The sequence below is a fragment of the Moraxella cuniculi DSM 21768 genome (genome assembly GCF_900156515.1).
In the GTDB taxonomy this organism is placed as follows: domain Bacteria; phylum Pseudomonadota; class Gammaproteobacteria; order Pseudomonadales; family Moraxellaceae; genus Moraxella; species Moraxella cuniculi.
Genome location: NZ_FTNU01000013.1, coordinates 1 through 20,444 on the forward strand (window position 1 = coordinate 1; position 20,444 = coordinate 20,444).

Genomic DNA, 20,444 nt, shown 5'->3' on the forward strand with positions numbered 1-20,444 from the left:
TCTCTAAAAACCCAACCAATCATCTTAAAGCATTTGACTTGGTGTTTCATTATATCAACTATGGGTGGGTGTAGCATACTTTTTGAACCAGGGCCTTTTAAACTTTGATGTACCACAGCACATGGCATTACAGTACCTAGACAGAATGGGGTTGTTTATGTTTATGAAATTCTTTATACGTTTTCAAGGCGTATTAACCAGAGCCATAGGCAAAAAACCTGCTAGCATCTTATTACTACAACTGATGTCTATGCAATTGGGTATGATAGGTATCTTAGACCCCTTTATCTTATTTAGGTTGGGTAATCCATTCTCAGGCAGTGTGTTTAATTTGTTTGATGCCTTTAAAGGCATTGCTGGAATAGCGTTAATCGGTCGTATTTTATTTTAAGGCTTAAGATATATAAACCCCAGCAATGGGGTTTATTTTTTAACAAAAAAAAGCCCAAACCATTCGATTTGGACTTTTTAAAATTTGGAGCGGGAAACGAGATTCGAACTCGCGACCCAACCTTGGCAATCTTAGGCGACTATTTTTCGACGAATAACCTTATTTTACATTAAATAATCTCTTTATATATCAATATCTTATGATTATTATCGGAGTGGATGCTGATTGCACGCTTTGATGACTTTTTATTTTTTGGCACGAAAAACAATAGGGTAAATTTACCCGATCATTTTTCGTATTTTATCATAATTTTAAATTTTTTGCCCTTGTGCTTGCTGATGAAAGTTGCAGGTATGGATGGATTTGAATTATTTTAATTTTATATTTTCTATTTAATAATATTAATTTTTTTTATTAAAATCTTATAATTCGTCAGTTGGGTTTGGGATTTAGTATGCCAATTTTGCGGTGATTGATGGTATTATTCACCGCATATTTTGCGGAGAATATGTGGTATAATTACCGCAGATGAGGCAAAATTGAGAATAGTGATGGTTGATACGTTTATTCATGAATATCCAAATTGGACAGATTGGCAGCTTGATGAGGGGCAGCTACTTCCCCTTGTTGCTCGCATTCGTCTGCTTCAGGGACGCTTGCTGGGGCAGATGAGCAGCCTTGGGTTTGATTTACCACTTGAAGTTAGTCTTGAGGCATTGACACTGGAGGTGATTAAGACATCGGAGATTGAGGGTGAATATCTTAATACTGAACAGGTACGCTCTTCGGTTGCTCGGCACTTAGGTATTGAAGCACTGTATCAGCATCAGCTTGTTACGCCAAGCTATGAAGTGGAAGCGATTGTTGAAATGATGCTTAAGGCGACTTCAAGATTTGATTTACCATTAACCTTGGATGAGGTCTGCCGTTGGCATCATGCGCTATTTCCACAAGGGTTAAGTGGTATGTATGACATTAATGTGGGTGTATTACGAGATGATGTCAATGGCCCGATGCAGGTGGTCTCAGGCGCTTATGGCAAAGCCAAAGTACACTTTGAAGCACCAAAGGCCGATAGATTGCCCGATGAGCTTGAGCGATTTTTTCAGTGGTATAACGATAATGAGACGGGACTTGATTTGACAATTAAGGCAGGGCTTGCGCACCTGTGGTTTGTCACACTACACCCATTTGATGATGGTAACGGTCGCCTAACTCGTGCACTCACTGAACGGATGCTTGCCAAAAGCGATGGCAGTCCGCAGCGATTTTATAGTATGTCCGCACAAATTCTTACTAATCGTCGTGAGTATTATCACATACTTGAACAGACCCAAAGGGGTTTGGCATCAGCCACCGAATGGCTAATTTGGTTTTTAACCAATCTAGAAGCAGCTTTGATACAAGCACTTGCTCAGTCACAAAAGGTTGTCGCCAAGTCACAATTTTGGCATACATATCGCCACACATCACTCAATCCACGGCAGGCAGTGATGATCAATAAGCTTTGGGGTGATTTTTATGGCAAGCTTACCACCAAAAAATGGGCGAGTATCACAAAAGTATCCACAGATACCGCCCTAAGAGACATCAATGATTTGGTTGAAAAAGGAATTTTGGTGAAGTCACTAGCTTCTGGACGCAGTCAAAGTTATGAGCTGAGCTGTCTTGTAGAGTAGCTACAAAAAAGTTATTCATGCATAAATTTGATAAAATATTATCAAAAACTACCAAAAATCTCATAATTTTGATAAAATAATATCAAAATTAAACCAAGTTGAGGTGGTTATGCTTCATCTGTATGACGATATTGATGCACGCTTGGCTTTGGCAGTGCATCTAAAACAAAAACGCAAAGATGCCAAGCTATCACGTCGAGCGCTGGCTGAAAAATCCTTGATTCCAGAGCCAACCATTCGCCGGTTTGAGAATACAGGTCATATTTCTTTGAAGAACTTTTTGTTATTGTGGATGATTTTGGATGATATTGCTCGGTTTATGGAATTAACCAAACCTAAAGCAATCAAACCCAAAACCATCGCCGAGGTGCTCGCTTATGATCAGTAACTATCAGCCAACTCGGTATTTGAGTGTTTTGTACTAGCATATACCATTTCAATGATTGCTCAGCATTTAGATGAGACATACCAACAAAACAAGGGTTTGTTGGTTTGACAACTCAAGGCTAAAACTTTCCCTAATGATCATTGAAAACTTGTCTTAATATAGAAAAAGTTTCAATTATACTTGAAACTTTTTCTATATATACAAAAGTTTCAAGTATAAACTAATTGCCCAAAAGTCAATTAGCGACAAACTGAGATAAAATACGATAATTTACGACAAATTACGATAAAATAAGGTAAAATACGATAAGTTGCAACATTTTATGGAAAATAACGATGAAATTACCCAAGCCACCTACTTTATCAGAGCTAGAAGCAAGTGATATTTCGTCTGTGCTTTTGGGATATTTGTCAGAATACCCGCCAACAGATGCCAAGGGGCGTTATTTGTCATGGGAGCAGTTTCGCTATCGTCACCCAACTGACAGCAAACGGCGCTGGCTTGCTCAAAAACTCAACCGTCACGCCATTATGCAGTCGATACATATTGGCGGTTATCAATTCTCGTATTGCTTACCACAAAGCCTACAAGCCAAGCTATATCACATTGAACATCACTATCAGCAATGGCAATGGTCTATTGATACCGAAGAGTTACTCTTTGAAGAGCCGATTACCAGCGCTCAGCTTGAAGGCGCATCTACCACACGCAAGGTCGCCAAAGAGCTACTCGGCAGTCGCCGTGCACCCATAAATAAAAGCGAGGTGATGATTGTCAATAATTATCACTTGATGCAAGTGGTGAAACAACGATTAACTCAACCGCTTGATATCACTATGGTTCTGCAATTGCATCGCATCGCCACAGAAGGGGCAATTGACAATGATGCGATTTCGGGTGAATTTCGCCAAGATGATGAGATTGTCATTGCTGATTATGATGGGCAAATTGTCCATCAACCCCCTGCATGGCAGACTCTACCGACCTTGATGCAGGCATATTGTGATTTTGCTAATGCCGATCACCAAGGGGATGACTTTATCCATCCGATTGTCAAAGCGATTATTCTGCATTTTTTGCTTGGATTTATTCATCCTTTTGGTGATGGCAATGGTAGAACTACCCGTGCTTTGTTTTATTGGTCACTGCAAAAATCAGGCTATACGCATTTTGATTATATCTCCATCAGTCGCTTATTGCACAAAGCACCCAAACAGTATGCGCAAAGCTATATTGATGTAGAAACTGATGAATTGGATATGACTTATTTTATTGCATATCAGCTCACTATCATTGATCGAGCCATTAACGATTTGCAAGCACTGCTATCGATTGACCAAACGCCACAATCTATGCCAAAATCCATACCTGCAAATCCGGCTACTGATTATAGCAATCTTAGCATCTATCAGTATCAGCTACTCATAAATACGCCAGCTGATCAAGTTTTGACCGCCAAACAAGTATCTAATGAGCTTGGCATCTCAGACAGTACCGCTCGTAAGCTACTCAATGAACTTGAGAGCATGGGATTGGCAACCACTGTGCGTAATGGTCGTGGTAAGGGGTATTTGTTGGTGAGGTAGGATTAATGTTGCCTTTAAGTACTTTAATTAAAAGTATGTTTTGCATAGTTTGAGATTTTGGTACTTAATTAATCTCTCTAGTTTTTTTTGGTTATATGCCAAATGTTAAGCCAATTTCATCATTTGTTTATGGGTATAACCATAAAAAACTTCATTATTTGAATATTTTTATGGCTATGATAAAAACTGTGCTCGCTGCTTTGATAACCACTTGGGATAATTTCCAGTTTAGTGCCGAGCAATGAAATCCTTTTACCTCCCCACATCCTGCAAATACCCAAAACGATAAAACGGCTCACGGTAATCATGGTACAGTTTTCTTAAATTTGTTGTATCTCGACAAAGCATAGCCGTGCGAATATTTATTCGATAGACATCTAGGCAGGTGCGCAATGAGCCGATGAAGTCTTTGGTGTCAGATGATTGGAGATAGAATGGTTGATATAAGCACTCAATATTATCCAGTATTAACAAATATCGCTGATTGCCTGAGATAATTTGCTCAAATACAACTCTCAAAGAATAACAGCTATCTGCTTGATTGGGGCAAACAGCTGCAATCATATGCGACATAAAATGCTGATAAATAGATGCTTGCACATCAGTAAAGTCATAATAAATCACATGAATGTCAGCATCTTTAGCCAGTCTTTCAAAGACTTGTCTATATTCATCCAATCGATACAAATACACATCATCACCACTATAAAACACAGCAGTGTCCAATATCCCTTCACAAAAGGCATCAAAGATACGCGTTGGTAGATCTTTCATGGGTTTTGGGCTAACAATCATGATGAATTAGACAAAAGGGTGTTAGTCAATTATAGTGGGTTGCAAGATGCCTAGCTATAAATTTTTTAGCATAATTGCAAGTTCTATGAGTAAAGCTTGACTAACTGGCGACAGTATCGCACCTCTTCGTGAAATAATTTGAGATTCGGGATTTAAAAATATAGATTCTGATAGAGGCTTAGTAATCAAAAAGTCTGTTTCTGATGACTGTAGCATAAATCTCGGTAAAAGAGTAACGCCGCCGAATAATGTATAATCTTTTAATAAATTCATATCATTGCAGAGTAGGGTGGGTGTCAAAGATAAACCGTATTCATGCTCAGCACGCTCAATTAATTGACGAATGCCATGGGTGGTGTCGGTCAGTGCCAATCTTTCGTGAGTGAGTTGTGCAATGCTTACGCTGTCGTATTGTGAAAGTGTATGATTTTTTGCCATGAACACATGTAGAGGATGTTGTGTTCGATGATGTGATTTTAGTTTGGGGTGTCGAATAGCATTGTACAATATACCGAAGTTGGATTCCCCTTCCATTACTTTGCGAATAATTTCATTACTGCTATTGATGCTGATGCGGATATTGATTTGAGGATATTTGGCGGAGAACTCTGTGATTAATAAGGATAACGCCTTAACATAACCTGCACCTGTACTGATCGTTATTGTGCCAGCATTCATACCTTGTAACGCACTAATTCGACTTTCTAAAACTTCAGTCTGCTCCAGTGTATGCCGGTAGTAATCCAAGACATAATACCCAGCCTCAGTTGGTTTTGCACCTCGTATACCTCGTTCCAAAAGTATCATGCCAAGTTCTTTTTCCAGATGTGCGATTTGTCTGCTAATGGCTGAAGGTGCAATATTTAAGGCGTCTGCTGCGACGCGAACACCGCCTAATTGTACAGCCTGATTAAAATAGTGAACTCGTTTATCTATTAAAGTTTTCATATGATATACCCGTCTTAAATATGTTGCCAAAAAAGCAACGATTTTTTCATTTTGTGAACTTGAGGTTTATATTAACCGTTTTTATACTATCTATCAATAGTCAGTAATACTGTAGCAATAAGGAGGGTTGCAATGATTGGCGTTATAGGGCTGGGAAATATGGGTTTATCCATGGCGATTAATCTTCAGCAAAAAGGTGAATCTGTATTGGGCTATGACATATCTTCATATAGCCAAGAAAAAGCAAAGCAGGAAAATATTGTGCTTTGCGATACGTTGGCAGAACTGATTAAACAATCACGAGTGCTGATTTTATCGCTCCCAAAAGCAGAGCATGTGTTAGAAACCTGCTTGAGTACACAAGGTATCATTGCTCACCCAAAAAATGGATTGTTAGTGGTTGATACCAGCACCTCAACCCCAGAGGCTAGCCGTCAGATTGCACAAATCTTTTGTGATAAGGGTATGACTTTTGTGGATGCGCCAGTATCTGGAGGCCCTGCGGGTGCGATATCAGGCACGATGAGCATGGTTGTTGGGTCAAGTGAGCAAGCATATAAAGAAATTACCCCGATCCTAGATAAAATGAGCGCAAAACACCTAAGAGTGGGTGAGGTTGGTGCGGGCAATATTACCAAGCTAGGCAATAATTTGCTTGTGGCGGCAAATTTGTTATTGGTTGCTGAGATGGTGTCGATGGCGGCTCGCTCGGGTGTTGATTCGCAGGCTTTCTTAAGAGGTGTCAATCAAGGTTCCGGTCGTAGCGCAGTCAGTGAGATTAATTTTGAAAAATGGATCTTGAGTCAGGCCTATGATTCTGGATTTAGCATGGGATTGATGAGAAAAGATGTTGCCCTTGCCCAAAATTTATTACATGACAATCTTGTGCTGTCGCAGCAAGTTACAAGACTCTGGCGTGACAGTCTGACTTTAAAAGATGAATTGGATTTTAATGCAATTGTACAAACAGTAGATGAAGAACTGTTTAAAAAATATTAAATCAAGGATGGTGTAAAATGAATGAACAAGTTGAACGTCTGATACGGCAAATATGCCCACAGTTCTCGGGTGTGTCAAGTTATATTAATGGTCAATGGGTGGTTGGCAGTGGTGAGAAAATCAGTGTCAAATTTGCTCATGATGGCTCTGATATGCTTGATTATTTGGATGCGGATGAAAGTATTGTTGAGCAATTACACAATTGCACAGCAATGGCGCAACAACAATGGTCGGATTTGACCGCATCAAAACGGGGGCAACTGATTTATCGGTTGGGAGAAAAAATCGCAGAACATCAGGAGATTTTAGCACAGATTGAGTCACGGACTGCCAATAAACCAATCCGTGATGCTCGCGGTGAAGTCGCAAAAGTGGCAGAGATGTTTTGTTACTATGCAGGATGGGCAGATAAATTACATGGTGAAACGATTGCCGTACCAACCAGTCATCTTAACTATACTGTTTATGAGCCTTTGGGTGTGGTATTGCAAATCACGCCATGGAATGCACCGATATTTACTTGCGGTTGGCAGATTGCTCCAGCGATTACGGCGGGCAATGCAGTAATTTTAAAGCCATCTGAGCTCACGCCCATTACTTCATTGTTGGTGGCATATCTTGCAGAGCAAGTTGGTATGCCAAAGGGGCTGATCAATGTGGTTGCAGGCTATGGACATACTATTGGTCAGAAGTTGATTGATAAAGCTAATGTCCAAAAAGTTATCTTTGTGGGTTCTGTATCAACAGGTAAGCAAATTGCTACTCGTGCTGCCAAAAGAATAATTCCGTGTGTGCTTGAACTGGGCGGTAAATCTGCAAATATTGTTTTTGAAGATGCTGATTATGATAAAGCGCTTCGTGGTGCGCAAAATGCCATTTTTGCAAACGCTGGTCAAAGCTGTGTGGCAGGCTCTCGTTTGCTCATTCAATCTGACATCTTTGATCGGTTTGTTGCTGACTTGGCAAAAAGTACACATAAGTTTGTAGTGGGTAACCCAACTGAAGAAATCACTCAGATTTCCCCAATTAATAATAAAAAACAATTTGAGCAAATATGCGCGGTTTTGCAGAATGCACAAAAACAAGGGGCATCTATTGCTGCGGGAAACATTCATCCGATACCTCAAACTGAGGGTTATTATATTAACCCAACGGTTCTTATTGGCGATAATGGGCTGGATTGTGCACAGCAGGAGATATTTGGTCCAGTTGTAGTTGCTATACCTTTTCAGGATGAGGATGAGGCGATTAGGATTGCCAATGATAGTCAATTTGGACTAGCTGGAGCGGTTTGGACAACAGATGTCGCAAAAGCACATAGAATTGCAAAAAGCATTAAGGCAGGTACTATATGGATTAATGGCTATAAAACTATTCATGTTAGTTCGCCTTTTGGTGGCTATAAAGACAGTGGCTATGGCAGATCGTCAGGTCTGGCAGCCTTGCATGAATATAGTCAAATTAAGAGTGTTTGGGTTGAAACAGCTGTTACGCCCTTGGTAAATTTTGGGTATGGTGCGCAAGAAGCGTAAAGGAGCAATCATGAAAACGTATGAAATGATGTCTGAAGATTTTTTAAGGCAAGTGCGTGAATGGCGACAGCATTTGCATGCCAATCCCGAACTTGGATTTGAAGAATTTAATACAGCCAAGATGGTTGCAGATATATTAAGAAGTCTTAATATTGAAGTACATGAAAATATTGCCGGCACAGGTGTTGTTGGTGTATTAAAAAAAGGCAATTCAAACAAAAGTATTGCCATCAGGGCGGATATGGACGCACTTCCAATGCAGGAATTAAATAGCTTTGAACATTGTTCAATCCAAAAGGGTAAGATGCATGCCTGCGGTCACGATGGTCATACAGCAATCTTGCTTGGTGCTGCAAAATATCTATCGGAATTTGGCCGGTTTGACGGTACTGTTTACTTCGTTTTTCAGCCAGCTGAAGAAAATAAAGGTGGTGGCAAGGCGATGGTTGAGGCAGGGTTGTTTGAACGATTCGATATTGATGAGATTTATGGATTGCATAATTGGCCAGGTAGGGCGCTTGGCGAGATCTGTATTAATGATGGCGCAATGATGGCATCGTTTGATATTTTTGATATTCGGCTACAAGGCGTTGGGGCACATGCGGCGATGCCACATCTAGGAAAAGATCCTATTGTGGCAGGTGCAGCATTGATAACTCAGTTGCAGGCTATTGTTTCTAGACAGATTTCTCCACTTGATTCAGCGGTATTAAGTATCACGCAGTTTGAGGGTGGGGATACTTATAACATCATCCCAGGGGTGGCAAGATTAAAAGGGACAATCAGGGCCTTTGATGATAATGTGCGACTACTACTCAAACATCAGCTTACAGCGGCTGTGGCATCGCTTGAACATACGACTGGTGTAAAAGGTATATTGGATTACCAAGAATGCTACCCAGCAACCATCAATGATTCAGATTGTGCCAAAAAAGCCAGAAATATTGCTGCATCGGCATTTGGCGACGGTAAAGTATTTTCGGACGTTTTGCCAACAATGGCTTCTGAAGATTTTTCATTTATGCTAAATCAAAAGAAAGGTGCCTATATATGGCTTGGTGTTGATGAGGTTGATAAGCCCTCGGTAGCGTTACATAATCCGTATTATGATTTTAATGATAATGCTCTACCGATCGGAATTAAGTTATGGGCTGCCTTAGTTGAGGGTAGTTTGGCAGTAAAAAATTAATTAAAAGGATGTAAATATGAAAATCTCCAACTCGATATTTTTTAATTGGCGCTTGCACGTATTGGTTTTGGTGCTAGCTTGTATTGCTGAATGGATTGGTATTGCCAAATTTGACATCGGCATTGGTACGATGATTTTATTGCCACTACTATATGCTTTTGTTTTTTCAATATTTTTTAACCCAAATATTAATTCAAGCTTAGGCCAAGTAGTTGGTAAAAATGGCAACATGGTTGCAGGACAATGGATTTTAATTTGCCTTATGCCATTTATTGCTAAATTTGCAGTAGGTATCGGCCCTAAGATTAATGAGATTGTTGCAGCGGGCCCTGCACTGATTTTTCAAGAAATCGGCAATGTGGCAACGGTTTTATTTGCTTTGCCAATCGCTGTATTGGTGTTTGGCATGGGGCGTGAATCAATTGGTGCTACGCACTCAATTGCTCGAGAGCCTAATATTGCTTTGATTGCTGATAGATTTGGCCTAAAAACCCCAGAAGGTATTGGTGTTATGGGTGTTTATGTGATGGGAACGCTATTTGGGGCAATTTATTTCTCAATCATGGCGGGTGTGGTTGCTTCTTGGGGTGTGTTTGATGTTCGTGCTTTGGCTATGGCGTGTGGTGTAGGCTCTGGAAGTATGATGGGTGCGTGTTCAGCAGCATTGTCCGAGATTTTGCCTGAACATAAAGAGGATATAGTTGCATTTGCAGCTTCGAGTAATTTGCTTACTTATGCGACCGGATTGTTTGTTTCAATTTTTGTGGCGCTGCCATTTGCAGAGTGGCTATTTAAAGTCCTGTCAAAGCTAAGAAAGACACAATCTGCAACCCCAATTGTGACCACAGAAGTAGGCACTGAAGACAACGAAGAGGTGTCTGTCTCATTGGTGCAGCTGATTTCTGGTCTTGTGTTTATTTGTTTATTGTTGTTTATTGTTGTTGATTGTTAACTGGGTTGGTACAAAAACCTCTCCAATTGAAGCTTTGCCAGGTATGACCATCCTATTTGTTTGCTGCTTGATTGGTATTTTTGTTAAAAAGATCATCCCTGTCGGTGTGCCAAATATTGCATGGATTTCGATTGCAGCAATCTTTGCAGCCCTGCCATTCATGCCGATGGCCGACTATGTAATTGCAGCAACTGATAAACTTGGATTACTACCTTTAATTACACCGGCTCTAGCCTATGCAGGTATTGCAATTTCGAAGTCTGAGGTAAGTTTGTTTAAGCAATCAGGTGTCAAAATCATGATTATTGCTTTACTGACTTTTACAGGAACTTACTTAGGTTCAGTCATTATTGCAGATGCTTTGTTGTGATGGGATGTAAAGTAATAAACCCACTAGATAAGGGTTATCTAGTGGGTTTATTGTTTTTCAAATATGTACCGGTACATACCTAAGTCTTATCAAGTTTGAGATTGAGTGATCTTGGCTTGGGTTTCCATTTTTTTGACTCATCATCATAATCCCACATCTCATTAAATAAAGGTGTTATGCTTAATTCTTCTTGAAATGCAAGCTTTTTGTAAATTAAATCAATAGTAGTCAACATAAGATGTATATATTCATTATCCTCCATGCTTCGAAATGAGATATGGATAGGGCTCACTGCTCCAGGGTCTAAAATAGGTATGTATTTTAAGTCTGTCATATGAATTGCGCGACTGTTTTGTGGTACAACACAGACGCCTGAGCCTGATGCGGCAATGCCCAGAGCCAGGCGGATACCTGAAACCGAATCTGTATGATCAATGGTTAAACCGTGTTCATAAAAGATTGATTTAATGTGGGTGGCGAATGTATATCCGGGCGTGTCAGGAAATAGCAAAACTAACTCATCAACTATATCTGCCAAATATACTCCACTTTCATTTTGCGCAAGTGGATGTGACTTATGAACCGCCAATACCAAAGGTTCATTTCTAAGAAGAATGCGCTTAACAATTGGATCGCTAAAACTTAATCGACCAAAACCAACATCAATATCGCCTTTTTTCAGAGCCTCTACTTGTTCAAAAGTATTAATTTCAATAAATTCAATTTGTAAATGTGGGGCAAGCTGACGAAATTGATAAATAATTTGAGGTAGTAGGCCTAGCAAGAGAGAACCAGTAAAGCCCAACCTAAGTTTGCGATCCGAAGTACCCGTGCGACGCGTCATTGCAACCATTTGGTCAATATTGTTCAGGATGCGTTTGGCGTATTGATAAAAAAATTTACCGGCATCTGTAGGCTCAATGGGTCTACTATTTCGATTGAGCAAAGGAGTGCCAAGCTCATCTTCCAAGTTGTTGATTTGTCTACTTAGAGGGGGTTGGGCAATGAACAAGCGTTCGGAGGCTTTGGTGAAACTCTGTTCCTCAACCACTGCAACAAAATAGCGTAAATGTCTTATATCCATATAGTCAAAACCTTTTCTAAACATGTAATGGTTGCTTGAAAATACCACAACGAAGTAAGTTTTGCAATTTAAATACTGAATGAAGAGCAATAAAAATAGGATACTTAAAAAGTATAATTTTATACAAATTAAGTCTTTGAATTAAATCTCTTTAAAGGTTATTTTATCACCATGGTGTTTTTTTTAAACAAGCAAGGAGCTGTTATATGCAGATGGAGAAAGTGGATATTCAATCCGTAATTGATCAAGCGAAATTTTCAGGGTTTCATTGGAAGGTTTTGCTTTGGTGTTTAGCAATTATCATCTTTGATGGTTATGACTTAGTGATTTATGGTGTTGCACTGCCATTATTAATGGAGCAATGGCAGTTAACCTCTGTGCAAGCTGGATGGTTGGCTAGTTCCGCTTTATTTGGCATGATGTTTGGGGCAATTGCTTTTGGAACGCTCTCCGACAAGCTTGGACGCAAATTAACAATCATGCTGTGTGTATTCCTGTTTAGTGGCTTTACCTTTTTGGGTGCGTTTGCAGAATCTCCGACCCAATTTGCGATTTTGAGATTTATTGCAGGTTTGGGTATTGGTGGGGTTATGCCCAATGTTGTATCACTAACGACAGAGTATGCACCGAAGCGCATCAAAAGCACTTTGGTGGCTGTTATGTTTAGTGGATATGCTATTGGTGGTATGGCTTCGGCATTATTGGGAAAAGTATTAGTACCTCAGTTTGGCTGGGAAATTATGTTTATGATTGCTGGTATTCCGATTTTGTTATTGCCGATTTTGTGGGTAATGCTTCCAGAGTCATTATTGTATTTAAAACAAAAGAACAAAGATGAAGAAGTTACTATAATGCTTAAAAAGCTCGAACCCTCATTGGTAGGTAAAGAGTTTGTGGTAGCACCACTTGAGGAAGTCGGAGGAGATGCTGCGCCATTAAAAGCGTTATTCCAGAAAAATCGAGCCACCAGCACGATCATGTTTTGGATGGCATTCTTTATGTGTCTATTAATGGTATATGCTTTAGGCAATTGGCTACCAAAATTAATGATTCAGGCGGGTTATTCATTGGGTGCAAGTATGCTGTTCTTGTTTGCGCTAAATATTGGCGGAATGATCGGTGCTATTGGTGGAGGTATGTTGGCTGATAAATTTCATCTGAAACCAGTTTTGGTTGCGATGTTTGTTATGGGTGCTGGATCACTTGTTTTACTTGGATTTAATAGCCCGCCGATTGTATTGTATACGCTGATTGCTATCGCAGGCGCAGCAACAATCGGATCTCAGATTTTATTATACACCTTTGTTGCGCAATACTATCCTTCTGCTGTCCGTTCAACAGGCATGGGTTGGGCATCAGGTATTGGTCGAGTTGGTGCTATTGTGGGACCTGTTTTGACGGGAGCTTTATTGGCGTATCAATTACCACATCAAATGAACTTTATGGCAATCGCCATACCAGGCATCATTGCAGCCATTGCTGTCTTTATGGTGAATCTCTCCAGTGCTCAACAAAACTGAGAGTTGGATGACAAAAAGCCGGATTTGGAAATAAATCCGGCTTTTCTAATTATTTGAACAATATACCTTTTAGGTATATAAAAATACAAAAAGAGTCTTGGACAAGTAGTTTGTAGTGATTTAAAGTATATATCAAGCAGTTTATCGCTCAAGGATTTATAAAATATGTATCAATCTGTAGAAACGTTTATCCTAGATATTCCAACCATCAGGCCGCACAAGCTGCCTATGACAACCATGCAAGTACAAACATTGGTGCTTGTCAAAATCACAGCTGCTGACGGCACGGTGGGTTGGGGTGAGGCGACAACCATTGGCGGACTTGGCTATGGGGAAGAAAGTCCAGAAAGCATCAAAACCAATATTGATACTTATTTTGCCCCTTTGGTGCTAACCAGTAAGGCTAAAAACATCGCGCAACTGCGTAAACTTATCAATCAGTCTATCAATGGCAATCGCTTTGCCAAATGTGCTGTACAAACAGCCCTGCTAGACATTTGGGCAAAACAGCTAAATCTACCTTTAAGTGAAGTGTTAGGCGGTCGCTTGCGTGACAGCGTACCTGTCTTGTGGGTCTTGGCATCAGGTGATACCGATAAGGATATTGCCGAAGCTAAGGCAATGATTGAAAAAAAACGGCACAACATTTTTAAACTCAAAATCGGAGCTAAGTCTGTCAAAGAAGATGTCGCCCACGTCATCGCCATCAAAAAAGCCCTAGGCGATAGTGCTAGCATTCGCGTAGATGTCAATCGTGCATGGAGTGAGCTTGAGTGCATTGATGGCATCGCTAAGCTCCAAGATGGTGGCATTGATTTAATTGAGCAGCCTTGTGCAATTAATCAAATTGATACTCTAACTAGATTAACCAAACGATTCGATGTTGCAATTATGGCTGATGAAGTGTTAACAGGTCCCGATAGTGCGTACAAGCTTGCCAAGTGTCATGCTGCAGATGTGTTTGCTGTTAAAATTGAACAGTCCGGTGGGCTTTTAGAGGCTTGTGAAGTTGCTAATATTGCACGCTTGGCGGGGATTGATGTTTATGGTGGCACTATGTTAGAGGGGGCCGTTGGTACGATTGCATCTGCACATGTGTTTAGCACCTTTGAATCATTACCTTATGCAACAGAGTTGTTTGCACCATTACTTCTAACGAAAGAGATTTTGACAACGCCTTTGGTGTATAGCGATTTTGAGTTACAAGTACCAAAAGATGCAGGGCTTGGAATTGAGATTGATGAGACTAAGGTAAAGGAATTGACAAGAAAATAGCTTTACAAATAGGAGAAAGTGATGCTTTATCATGTAAAAATGGATGTAAAAATCCCGTTGGATATGCCAAAAGAAACTGCAGATGCTATCAAAGCAACCGAAAAAGCCTACTCCCAAGAATTGCAACGCCAAGGCAAATGGCGTCATTTGTGGCGTATTTCAGGGCAGTATGCCAATATCAGTATTTTTGATGTGGACAACCATGAAGAGCTACACACCATTTTACAAGGCTTGCCCCTATATCCTTATATGAGCCTTGAAATTACACCGCTTAATCGTCACCCCTCTTCTATCAAAGAAGACGACAGCTAAAAACACTGTGGGCTATGACACAGTCAAAACCATAGCAAGGTAATAAGGAAATGATAGCCAGCTTCTGCCAGCTATTAACAATCACTCAACAGTAATATGGAGTATGTTATGAACCGTCAACAAATTGATGCATTGGTCAAAAAAATGAATGTGGATACCGCCACAGGTGAGGTGGATGCGCGTGTACAAGAGATTGTGGTACGTCTTCTGGGCGACTTATTTGAAGCCATTGTGGATTTGAATATCACCCAAACCGAGCTTTGGAAAGGCATGGAGTATATTGCTGATTTGGGGCAAGCTAACGAAGTGGGTTTGCTTGTGCCAGGTTTGGGGCTTGAACATTTTATGGATTTATTAGAAGATGCCAAAGATGAGCAAGCTGGTGTTGAAAAAGGTGGCACACCTCGCACCATTGAAGGTCCTTTGTATGTGGCAGGCGCTCCTGAATCTGTTGGCTTTGCGCGCATGGACGATGGCGCTGAATCTGACAGTGTGGACACACTTATCATTGAAGGCGTGGTCACTGATGTGGACGGTAATATCATCCCCAATGCCAAGGTTGAAATGTGGCACGCCAACGGCAAAGGTAACTACTCATTCTTTGATAAATCACAGTCTGATTTCAACCTTCGTCGTACCATTTATACCGATGAAAACGGCAGCTACAAAGCCCAAACCACCATGCCTGTTGGCTATGGCTGCCCACCCAATGGTCCAACCCAAGCTTTATTGACGCTTTTGGGTCGTCATGGACAACGTCCATCACACGTACATTACTTTATCACGGCTGATGGCTATCGCAAACTCACTACACAATTTAATATTGAAGGTGATAAATATCTTTGGGAGGACTTTGCCTTTGGTACTCGTGAAGGCTTGGTTGTAACCGCTGTGGATGTCACTGATGAAGCGCAAATCAAAGCCAATAATCTGAACAAACCTTTTAAGCACATTCGCTTTGATTTTAAACTCACACGAGACACCCAAACTGCCCCAAGCACCGAAGTTGATCGCAGACGCGCTCAAGGCTGATGCCTTTTATCATCAGCTGGGCTGACGGATAGCCTGGTTGATGATATCTAAGTTCAGCCAGCTTAACAAGGAGAAATAATTATGCCGCGCATTCCTGTCATTAATACAAGCCATCTTGACCGAATCAACGAGCTTTTGGTTGAAAATCAAGAAACGGGTGAATATAAGGTTCATCGCTCTGTATTTACCGATCAAACCTTATTTGATCTTGAAATGAAATACATTTTTGAGGGGAATTGGGTGTATTTGGCGCATGAAAGCCAAATTCCCGAAATTAATGATTATTATACGACACATATCGGACGCCAGCCAATCATTATTGCACGCAATAAAGACGGTGAATTAAATGCAATGATTAATGCTTGTTCGCATCGAGGGGCCCAGCTTTGTCGATACAAAAAAGGCAATAAGTCATCATATACTTGCCCATTCCATGGTTGGACATTTAATAATTCAGGCAAATTGCTAAAGGTGAAAGATCCGAAAGATGCCGGCTATCCAGAAAGCTTCAATAAAGATGGCTCCCATGATCTAAAAAAAGTCGCTCGTTTTGAAAGCTATAAAGGATTCTTGTTTGGTAGCTTAAACCCTGATGTATTGCCATTACAGGAGTATTTAGGTGAGGCAACCAAAATCATTGATATGATTGTTGATCAAGCAAAAGATGGCCTGGAGGTGCTTCGTGGTTCGTCAACATATACCTACGAAGGCAATTGGAAGCTTACCGCAGAAAATGGTGCTGATGGATATCATGTTACAGCAGTGCATTGGAACTATGCAGCAACCACTCAACAGCGCAAAGAAAAACAAGCAGGTGAAGATAAAATCCGTGCCATGAGTGCAGGTGGCTGGGGTAAGCAGGGCGGCGGTTCTTATGGCTTTGAGCATGGTCATATGCTGCTTTGGACTCAGTGGGCAAATCCAGAGAATCGTCCAAATTATGCCCAGTTTGATTCTTATAAAGAGCTGTATGGCGAAGCGATGGCAAAATGGATGATTGAGAGATCGCGCAACCTTTGCCTGTATCCAAATGTCTATCTAATGGATCAGTTTGGTTCGCAAATCCGTGTTTTACGCCCATTATCTGTCAATAAAACCGAAGTTACAATTTACTGCATTGCTCCAAAGGGGGAGGATGTAGAAAATCGCAAACGTCGTATTCGTCAGTATGAAGATTTCTTTAATGCATCTGGCATGGCAACCCCAGATGACCTGGAAGAATTCCGTTCTTGCCAAGTTGGCTATGCAGGCATTGAGGTTGAGTGGAATGATATGTGTCGAGGTGCTAATCACTGGGTGTATGGCGCTGATGAGTTTGCAAAAGAAATTGGCCTCAAACCAAAGCTTAGCGGTGTTAAAACTGAAGATGAAGGTCTATATCTGGCCCAGCATGAGCACTGGATGGAAGTCATGAAGCAGGCTATTAAAAATGAGCGAGAGTTGGAATCGGGAGGTGTTGCATGAGTTTAGTGTCTGTAGAATTACATCATAAGATTAGCCAATTTTTGTACAAAGAGGCTAGATTTTTGGATGATGAACAATGGGATGATTGGCTAGAGTGTTACGCTCCTAAAGCTTCCTTTTGGATGCCTGCGTGGGATGATGATGATACACTAGTCACTGATCCAATGTCTGAAATTTCCTTGATTTATTATCCAGATCGGCAGGGTCTTGAAGACCGCGTTTTCCGTATTAAAACCGAGCGTTCGTCAGCGACAATTCCAGATACGCGCACAAATCACAACATTCATAACATTGAGGTTGAGAGTATTGATGGCGGTAAGGCTATTGTACGATTCAACTGGCAGACATCAAGTTTTCGCTATAAAACCATGTATCAATATTTTGGCATCTCTCGATACGTGATTGATATCTCTATCGATGAATTCAAGATTCTGAGTAAGTATGTCGTACTGAAAAATGATTACATCCATCAGGTAATTGATATTTATCATATTTGATTAAATCAAGCCTGACTTTTGATTAATTTAATGCGCTTGTCCTACTTTTAGGATGGGCGAGCGCTTTTACAAATATTAAAATCAGCAAGATAGGGATATTTAGTTATGAGCCACAATGTTGCTTTACAATTTGAAGATGGTGTTACTCACTTTATCCAAGTTAATGATGGCGAAGTTTTGTCCGACGCTGCTTATCGACAAAAGATGAACATTCCGCTAGATTGTCGAGATGGGGCATGTGGTACTTGCCGTGCATTTTATGAGTCAGGAACTTATGAGATGGATGCGGATATGTATATCGAGGATGCCTTAAGTGAAGAAGATGCCCAAAATGGATTTGTGTTGGCTTGTCAGTGCTATCCAACCTCTGATTCAGTTGTTCAAATCTTGGCAAGCTCCACTGTATGCAAAACTGAAATTCAAACATTTTCAGGCAGTCTAAACAACCTGCAAAAAGTGTCTGATAGTACGATCTCTTTTGAAATTGAGCTTGATGAGAGCGAGCCAGAAATTAATTTCTTGGCGGGGCAGTATGTCAATGTGGAGATACCAGGACTTGGTGAAGCGCGATCTTATTCATTTAGCTCAAAACCTGGTGACCGAAAAACCAGTTTTGTCGTGAGAAATGTTCCTAATGGTAAGATGAGCTCATTTTTGACCAATTCTGCACAAATTGGCGATAAAATGAAATTTACCGGTCCTTTTGGTAGTTTTTATTTGCGACAAATTGTTCGACCGACCTTATTTTTAGCAGGTGGAACTGGTATAGCCCCATTTCTATCCATGCTGAAAGTATTGGATGAAAAAGGCTCTGAGCAACCAGTGCGCATGGTATTTGGTGTTACAAATGATGATGATCTGGTTGGGCTTGATGTTTTGGAGTTGTTCAAACAAAAGCACAGTTGGTTTGATTATCGCACGGTCGTCGCGAATGAAAAATCATCTCATGAAAGAAAGGGTTATGTGATTGCTCATATTGATGATTATTGGTTAAATGCAGGGAATGTGGATATTTATTTGTGTGGTCCCGTGGCAATGGTTAATTCAGTAAAAGACTGGCTGGACAATCAGAATATCTCAGTTCAGAATTTCTTGTTTGAGAAGTTTTCTGCCAATTGACTGCAAATGCTTATTTATAATAAATGGATTGTCCCCGTAATGCATTACGATTATATTTGATAGCATAGCCATGTTGGATTTTTTGACATCTATTATCAACAGGAGTGAATATGTCTCTTGCTAATCCAATCACCATCAATTCTCAGCATTTAAGAGATGTTATGGATGAACAGTCGTATTTTTGCAACATTCGCCATACCATACATCAATATCCCGAGTTGGGGTTTGAGGAGGTTAAAACCAGCAATTTAATTGTCGAGATGCTCACCAAATGGGGTTACACCGTACATCAAGGGTTGGCCAAAACAGGCGTTGTGGCAACTTTGAAAAATGGCAATGGTAATAAAACAATCGGTTTGCGTGCCGATATGGACGCCCTGCCAATTATCGAAAACACTGGCAAACCTTATCAGAGCCGAATTACAGGCAAGTTTCATGGCTGTGGACATGATGGCCATAGCACAATCTTGCTTGCATGTGCCAAACAGCTTGCCAAAACTAAAAATTTTAATGGCATTGTGCATTTGATTTTTCAACCTGCTGAAGAATTATTGTATGGTGGACGCGTCATGCTAGAGGATGGTTTATTTGACCAATTTCCTTGCGATGTAATTTTTGCAATGCATAATATGCCACGACTAAATGCTGGCGAGTTTTATTTTAAAACTGGGGCAATAATGGCATCATCTGATACTATTCATGTCCATGTTAAGGGGGTGGGTAGTCATGGTGCCATGCCAGAATATGGCATTGATGCAACGCTAGTGGCTTGTCATATCGCGATCGCACTGCAAAGTATCGTCTCTCGTAATGTCAGTCCACTAGATCAAGCAGTCATCACAGTAGGGCAGCTAATATCAGGAAATTTGCCAAATGTCGTAAATGATAGTGCTTTATTAAAATTAAGCGTTCGAACATTAAATCCCAAAGTGCGTCAAAATGTACTAAAACGCATTAAGGAAGTGGTTGATTTTCAGTCTCAGAGCTTTGGAGCAATTGCAGAAATTGAGCATGTGAATGGCTGCCCGCCTACTATCAATGGAAATGAAGCCACTGCTTTTGCCATTAAAGTTGCTCAAAATCTAGTTGGGATAGATAAAGTACATACTGACATCTCTCCACTGATGAGTAGTGAAGATTTTGCCTTTATGTTAGAAGCCAATCCTAATGGAAATTACTGCTTTGTAGGAAATGGTGGCGAAGAGGAAGCGTGCATGGTACACAACTCCGCTTATGACTTCAATGATGAAATTATTGCACCGGCAGCAGCCTACTTCTGCGGATTGGTTGAAAACTATTTAAAGGATTAAGA

20 protein-coding genes are annotated in these 20,444 nt (G+C 40.5%); 17 read left to right on the forward strand and 3 right to left on the reverse strand.

Features of this window, described 5'->3' with window-relative positions:
- The first annotated feature begins 157 nt into the window (after positions 1 to 157).
- The 4 genes from BW928_RS07790 to BW928_RS07805 all read left to right on the forward strand — a co-directional run bounded on the left by BW928_RS07790 (position 158) and on the right by BW928_RS07805 (position 4,044).
- On the forward strand, positions 158 to 391 hold the full coding sequence (locus BW928_RS07790; protein ID WP_143821545.1) for a hypothetical protein: 234 nt from the start codon (positions 158 to 160) through the stop codon (positions 389 to 391).
- Between the two features lie 551 nt (positions 392 to 942).
- On the forward strand, positions 943 to 2,070 hold the full coding sequence (locus BW928_RS07795; protein WP_076555673.1) for a Fic family protein: 1,128 nt from the start codon (positions 943 to 945) through the stop codon (positions 2,068 to 2,070).
- 109 nt (positions 2,071 to 2,179) lie between these two features.
- On the forward strand, positions 2,180 to 2,458 hold the full coding sequence (locus BW928_RS07800) for a helix-turn-helix domain-containing protein (RefSeq protein ID WP_076555674.1): 279 nt from the start codon (positions 2,180 to 2,182) through the stop codon (positions 2,456 to 2,458).
- Positions 2,459 to 2,793: 335 nt separating this feature from the next.
- Positions 2,794 to 4,044 (forward strand): Fic family protein, encoded by a 1,251-nt coding sequence (locus BW928_RS07805; RefSeq protein WP_076555675.1) that lies wholly within the window; start codon positions 2,794 to 2,796, stop codon positions 4,042 to 4,044.
- 252 nt (positions 4,045 to 4,296) lie between these two features.
- On the opposite strand, the gene BW928_RS07810 is transcribed toward BW928_RS07805, so the two are convergent.
- Positions 4,297 to 4,818, reverse strand: a complete 522-nt coding sequence (locus tag BW928_RS07810) for a hypothetical protein (RefSeq protein WP_076555676.1) — start codon at positions 4,816 to 4,818, stop codon at positions 4,297 to 4,299.
- A 75-nt stretch (positions 4,819 to 4,893) separates the two neighbouring features.
- Positions 4,894 to 5,787 carry a LysR family transcriptional regulator gene (locus BW928_RS07815; protein WP_076555677.1) on the reverse strand — a complete coding sequence of 298 codons (894 nt, stop codon included), beginning with the start codon at positions 5,785 to 5,787 and terminating at the stop codon, positions 4,894 to 4,896.
- Between the two features lie 132 nt (positions 5,788 to 5,919).
- Between BW928_RS07815 and BW928_RS07820 the strand changes: the two genes are divergently transcribed.
- The 5 genes from BW928_RS07820 (at position 5,920) to BW928_RS11840 (ending at position 10,829) form a co-directional block, all read left to right on the forward strand.
- Positions 5,920 to 6,786 carry an NAD(P)-dependent oxidoreductase gene (locus BW928_RS07820; RefSeq protein ID WP_076555678.1) on the forward strand — a complete coding sequence of 289 codons (867 nt, stop codon included), beginning with the start codon at positions 5,920 to 5,922 and terminating at the stop codon, positions 6,784 to 6,786.
- Positions 6,787 to 6,803: 17 nt separating this feature from the next.
- Positions 6,804 to 8,318, forward strand: a complete 1,515-nt coding sequence (locus BW928_RS07825; protein ID WP_076555679.1) for an aldehyde dehydrogenase family protein — start codon at positions 6,804 to 6,806, stop codon at positions 8,316 to 8,318.
- Between the two features lie 10 nt (positions 8,319 to 8,328).
- A complete protein-coding gene (locus tag BW928_RS07830) occupies positions 8,329 to 9,507 on the forward strand; it encodes a M20 aminoacylase family protein (protein WP_076555680.1) in 1,179 nt (392 codons plus the stop codon).
- A gap of 130 nt (positions 9,508 to 9,637) precedes the next feature.
- Positions 9,638 to 10,459: a DUF3100 domain-containing protein gene (locus tag BW928_RS07835; protein ID WP_259741477.1), complete on the forward strand. Its 822-nt coding sequence runs from the start codon at positions 9,638 to 9,640 to the stop codon at positions 10,457 to 10,459.
- 43 nt (positions 10,460 to 10,502) lie between these two features.
- Positions 10,503 to 10,829 carry a hypothetical protein gene (locus BW928_RS11840; protein ID WP_169835315.1) on the forward strand — a complete coding sequence of 109 codons (327 nt, stop codon included), beginning with the start codon at positions 10,503 to 10,505 and terminating at the stop codon, positions 10,827 to 10,829.
- A gap of 79 nt (positions 10,830 to 10,908) precedes the next feature.
- Here BW928_RS11840 and BW928_RS07840 read toward each other — a convergent pair whose 3' ends face one another.
- Positions 10,909 to 11,913, reverse strand: coding sequence for a LysR family transcriptional regulator (locus BW928_RS07840; RefSeq protein ID WP_078310463.1), 1,005 nt, complete (start codon positions 11,911 to 11,913; stop codon positions 10,909 to 10,911).
- Between the two features lie 206 nt (positions 11,914 to 12,119).
- On the opposite strand from BW928_RS07840, the gene BW928_RS07845 reads away from it, so the two are divergent.
- The 8 genes from BW928_RS07845 (at position 12,120) to BW928_RS07880 (ending at position 20,442) form a co-directional block, all read left to right on the forward strand.
- Positions 12,120 to 13,433, forward strand: a complete 1,314-nt coding sequence (locus BW928_RS07845) for an MFS transporter (RefSeq protein WP_076555682.1) — start codon at positions 12,120 to 12,122, stop codon at positions 13,431 to 13,433.
- Between the two features lie 165 nt (positions 13,434 to 13,598).
- Positions 13,599 to 14,708, forward strand: a complete 1,110-nt coding sequence (locus tag BW928_RS07850) for a muconate/chloromuconate family cycloisomerase (protein ID WP_076555683.1) — start codon at positions 13,599 to 13,601, stop codon at positions 14,706 to 14,708.
- Between the two features lie 21 nt (positions 14,709 to 14,729).
- Entirely contained in the window at positions 14,730 to 15,020 is a 291-nt protein-coding gene (gene catC / locus BW928_RS07855; RefSeq protein ID WP_076555684.1) for a muconolactone Delta-isomerase, read from the forward strand.
- Positions 15,021 to 15,128: 108 nt separating this feature from the next.
- A complete protein-coding gene (gene catA / locus BW928_RS07860) occupies positions 15,129 to 16,052 on the forward strand; it encodes a catechol 1,2-dioxygenase (protein ID WP_076555685.1) in 924 nt (307 codons plus the stop codon).
- An 81-nt stretch (positions 16,053 to 16,133) separates the two neighbouring features.
- The gene (gene benA, locus BW928_RS07865; protein WP_076555686.1) at positions 16,134 to 17,516 is read left to right on the forward strand and encodes a benzoate 1,2-dioxygenase large subunit; all 1,383 of its coding nucleotides are present in this window, start codon (positions 16,134 to 16,136) and stop codon (positions 17,514 to 17,516) included.
- Entirely contained in the window at positions 17,513 to 18,013 is a 501-nt protein-coding gene (benB, locus tag BW928_RS07870; protein ID WP_076555687.1) for a benzoate 1,2-dioxygenase small subunit, read from the forward strand. Before benA ends, benB begins: the two co-directional genes overlap by 4 nt.
- Positions 18,014 to 18,118: 105 nt before the next feature.
- Positions 18,119 to 19,132 carry a benzoate 1,2-dioxygenase electron transfer component BenC gene (gene benC, locus BW928_RS07875; protein WP_076555688.1) on the forward strand — a complete coding sequence of 338 codons (1,014 nt, stop codon included), beginning with the start codon at positions 18,119 to 18,121 and terminating at the stop codon, positions 19,130 to 19,132.
- A gap of 110 nt (positions 19,133 to 19,242) precedes the next feature.
- On the forward strand, positions 19,243 to 20,442 hold the full coding sequence (locus BW928_RS07880; RefSeq protein ID WP_078310434.1) for a M20 aminoacylase family protein: 1,200 nt from the start codon (positions 19,243 to 19,245) through the stop codon (positions 20,440 to 20,442).
- Positions 20,443 to 20,444: the final 2 nt, after the last annotated feature.